Here is a 3,339-nt window from a genome sequence, read left to right on the forward strand (position 1 = left end):
CAGCGCATGCGAAGGCCCCACGTCCACACCGACAGGACAAACCAGGGCAACCCGCCGGATCGGATACGGCCGTCAGGCCGCAGACGAATCGAGGTCAACCGCCCCGGCCGCACCGCCGGTTTCGCCCCTGCGCCCCCGAGGTGGACGAAGGCGGGGCTGCAACGGCCGTACGCGGTGCGGCGGGCGACGTCGATCGGTCGTTGAGGGCCGGATCACTCTCCTCGACGAAAACGAAGGTGACGTCCTTGTCGACGCCGCCCGAGCTATTCCGGACCAAGGAAACGATCGAGCCTCAAGGCTCCTTCGATAAGAGAGCGGCCCCGTCTGACGGCGGGACCGCCCGTTGGTGTTGGATGGGCACCTCGCCCACCCTGCCCCGGCCGCACGCCCAGGCCTACCAGCTCTTCGGCCCCGGTTCCCGGGCGGACGTCACCGACCAGATACCGGTGGACTGCGGGAACCTTTCGTTCGTCACGACCACGCGGAACGAGAACGCCTTCCTCCGCGCGCTGCTCGCGGGCCGCCTGCTACCGGCGCGGCAGCTGGCCGAGATGAAGCAGGCCGTCCCCGTGAGCGCGGAGGTCCAACAGCTGTGGCCCGGCGGCCGATACGGGCTCGGCCTGGTCGAACGTCCCCTGAGCTGCGGAGGAACCTACTGGAGCCACGAGGGCGGGGACGGCGGCCGCATCACCCTCAACGGCGTCACCGACGACGGCAGGCGAAGCGCCGTGGTCTCCATGTCCGAGGCACGCGGCGACACCCCGGACCACATACCGGACCAGGAGAACGCGGCCAGCGCCCTGATCGGCCACGCACTGTGCGCCGGGGCCCCCAGCACCCCGTGAGCGAAGGCGTCGTCGCGGTGGCCAGTGGGCGGTGAACTCGGCGCGGCGCTCGCGGGTGCCGCGGATCAGCGTTGCGCACCCCCTCGCCTCCCATGGCCCCTTTCGGGCTCACCTCGGCAATATTCCCGGCGGGGTGTGCGTAACGTATTCGGCGGTCCGGGACGCCGGGTGTGGCGTCAGCAGTGGGGCCCCGTATCACCGGAGAGATGGTCCGGGGCCTCCCCGTCGCCTCCGGCCACACCCATATGGCCAGGTCGTAGGGATTCCGCCCGCCCGGGACGGACCGCATACGGGATATGCGTCGCCGACCGGGACGCGAAAGCGGAGGACCGGTGCGCCCAAGACCGTTCGGGGCGTACCGGCGAGCCGGGACTCACTCCTGCCCACCGCCCAGGAACGGTCGGCTGGTGGCGACCGGCGACCGGTACGAGCCCTATCGGCTCGTACCGGTCCCGACGGCGCGACCGCGGAGGCGGTCGCTGTGTACTTCCAGGAGTTGCTGGCAGCCGGGAAAGCTCCGTCAACGGTCCGCCCTACGGGATGGACCTGCTGCGGTGGTGGCGACCTGTTAACCTCGCGCTTTCACGAGGCGGCCTGTCCATAGGCTGATCAGAAACACGGAAAGCGCCCTTGACCTGCAACGATAGGACTTGCTGAGGGTCCTGTTGGTTGCGAGGGAAAGAGCACTTTCCAGGTGAGAGAGCCTATCGCGTCGTACCCGCGTGTCCGTGTCCGGGGAGACGGCCGCCAGGTGGTCTCGCAGGCCGGCTCGGTCCTGCTGATGGAGACGGTCCGCAAGGTTGGCCTTGACCGGGCGATATCTGTGGCACTGACACCGTGTCGCAAGCCCCGGGCCGTCCATGACCCCGGGAAGGTCCTCCTGGACGTCGCACTGGCGGTCGCGTTGGGCGGCGACTGCCTGGCTGATGTCGGCATGCTGCGGGCCGAGCCGGCCGTGTTCGGGCCGGTCGCCTCCGACCCGACGGTCTCCCGCCTGGTCGACGTCCTCGCAGCCTCCGGGGAGAAAGCCCTGCGGGCGATCCGTGCCGCGCGGGCTGAAGTCCGTGAAAGCGTCTGGCAGTCGGCCGAAGGGAAAGCGCCTGATGCGGACGGGTCGGTGCCTGTTGACCTCGACGGGGTGCTGGTGATCGCGCACTCGGACAAGGAGGACGCCGCTGCGACCTGGAAACGAACCTACGGACACCACCCGTTGATGGGGTTCGTCGGCCACGGACCGGGCGGCACCGGGGAGCCGGTGGCGGCCCTGCTCAGGCCGGGGAACGCGGGCTCGAACACAGCCGCCGACCACATCACCGCCGCCCAACTGGCCCTGGCCCAGCTCCCGAAGAAGTACCGGCACGGGCGGCAGACCCTGATCCGCACCGACTCCGCGGGCGGCACCCATGACTTCGTCGCCTGGCTGGCCCGGCGGGGACGGTGGCTGTCCTACTCGGTCGGCACGGTGATCACGGATGCGATCCACGAGCACGTGCTGAAGGTTCCGGCATCTGCCTGGACGCCGGCCATCGAGGCGGACGGCGAGATCCGCGACGGCGCCTGGGTCGCCGAACTCACCGGCGACGTCCTGACCGGCTGGCCCAAGGGGATGCGGCTGATCGTCCGGAAGGAACGGCCGCACCCCGGGGCCCAGTTGAGGCTCACTGACACGGACGGCATGCGACTGACTTGCTTCGCCACCAACACCTCCGGCCGGCCGATCGCCGAACTCGAGCTCCGTCATCGGCTGCGGGCCCGGGCCGAAGACCGCATCCGGGCCGCCCGGGCCACCGGGCTGCGGAACCTCCCCCTGCACCACACCGCCCAGAACCGCATCTGGCTGGAGATCGCGCTGGACCTGCTGGCCTGGATGCCCATGCTCGCGCTGACCGGAAAGGCCAGACTCTGGGAGCCCCGCCGCCTGCGGCTCCGCCTGTTCACCGCGGCCGGGCAGCTCGTGAGCACCGGCCGTCGGCGGATCCTCCGCCTGGCCCGGCACTGGCCCTGGACCAGCCACATCACCGCCGCACTTGACCGGCTCACCCAGCTGCCGGACCCCGGCTGACCGACGGATTCCCCGTCCCTTCAACAGCACCTCAACACCCGGAGCAGTGGAACCCGGCGCCATCCCGAGGCGACACTCGGGCCTGGACCCTGCCCAGCCTCAGCCCAGAACGCGAAAACGGTCCACCGAATTCGTCGGCGGACCGTCACGAAACTTCGAGGCTAGGCGCCATCTGAAGGCGATTCGGTCCAAGGGGAGGATGCCTGCCCACCACCCGCCCCGAAAACCGAAAAGGCCCGCCGACTCCGTCGGCGGACCCTCACGAAAGACCGAGGCTAAGCCACAGGCCATGCCGTTACCACCGCGCCCGTGTTTCGGGAACGCTGCCTGGTCACGTACCGTTCCTGGGCAGTGAGTAGGAGTGAGTCCTGGCTCACCGGCACGCCCCGAACGGTCTTGGGCGCACTGGTCCTCCGCTTTCGCGTCCCGGTC

The 3,339-nt window shown here is 69.9% G+C and carries 2 protein-coding genes; both read left to right on the forward strand.

What is annotated here, in order from left to right; all coding sequences use genetic code 11:
• Positions 1-353 precede the first annotated feature (353 nt).
• Positions 354-845, forward strand: a complete 492-nt coding sequence (locus AB0I23_RS41315; protein ID WP_359118405.1) for a hypothetical protein — start codon at positions 354-356, stop codon at positions 843-845.
• Positions 846-1,539: 694 nt separating this feature from the next.
• Complete coding sequence (locus AB0I23_RS41320) at positions 1,540-2,907, forward strand: IS1380 family transposase (RefSeq protein ID WP_359118406.1); 1,368 nt, start codon at positions 1,540-1,542, stop codon at positions 2,905-2,907.
• Positions 2,908-3,339: the final 432 nt, after the last annotated feature.

The organism is Streptomyces atratus (assembly GCF_040655115.1).
In the GTDB taxonomy this organism is placed as follows: domain Bacteria; phylum Actinomycetota; class Actinomycetes; order Streptomycetales; family Streptomycetaceae; genus Streptomyces; species Streptomyces atratus_D.

What these genes read in the sequence shown, in the direction of transcription:
- AB0I23_RS41315 (WP_359118405.1), top strand. Translation starts at nt 354, where the DNA reads ATGGGCACCTCGCCCACCCTGCCCCGGCCGCACGCCCAGGCCTACCAG.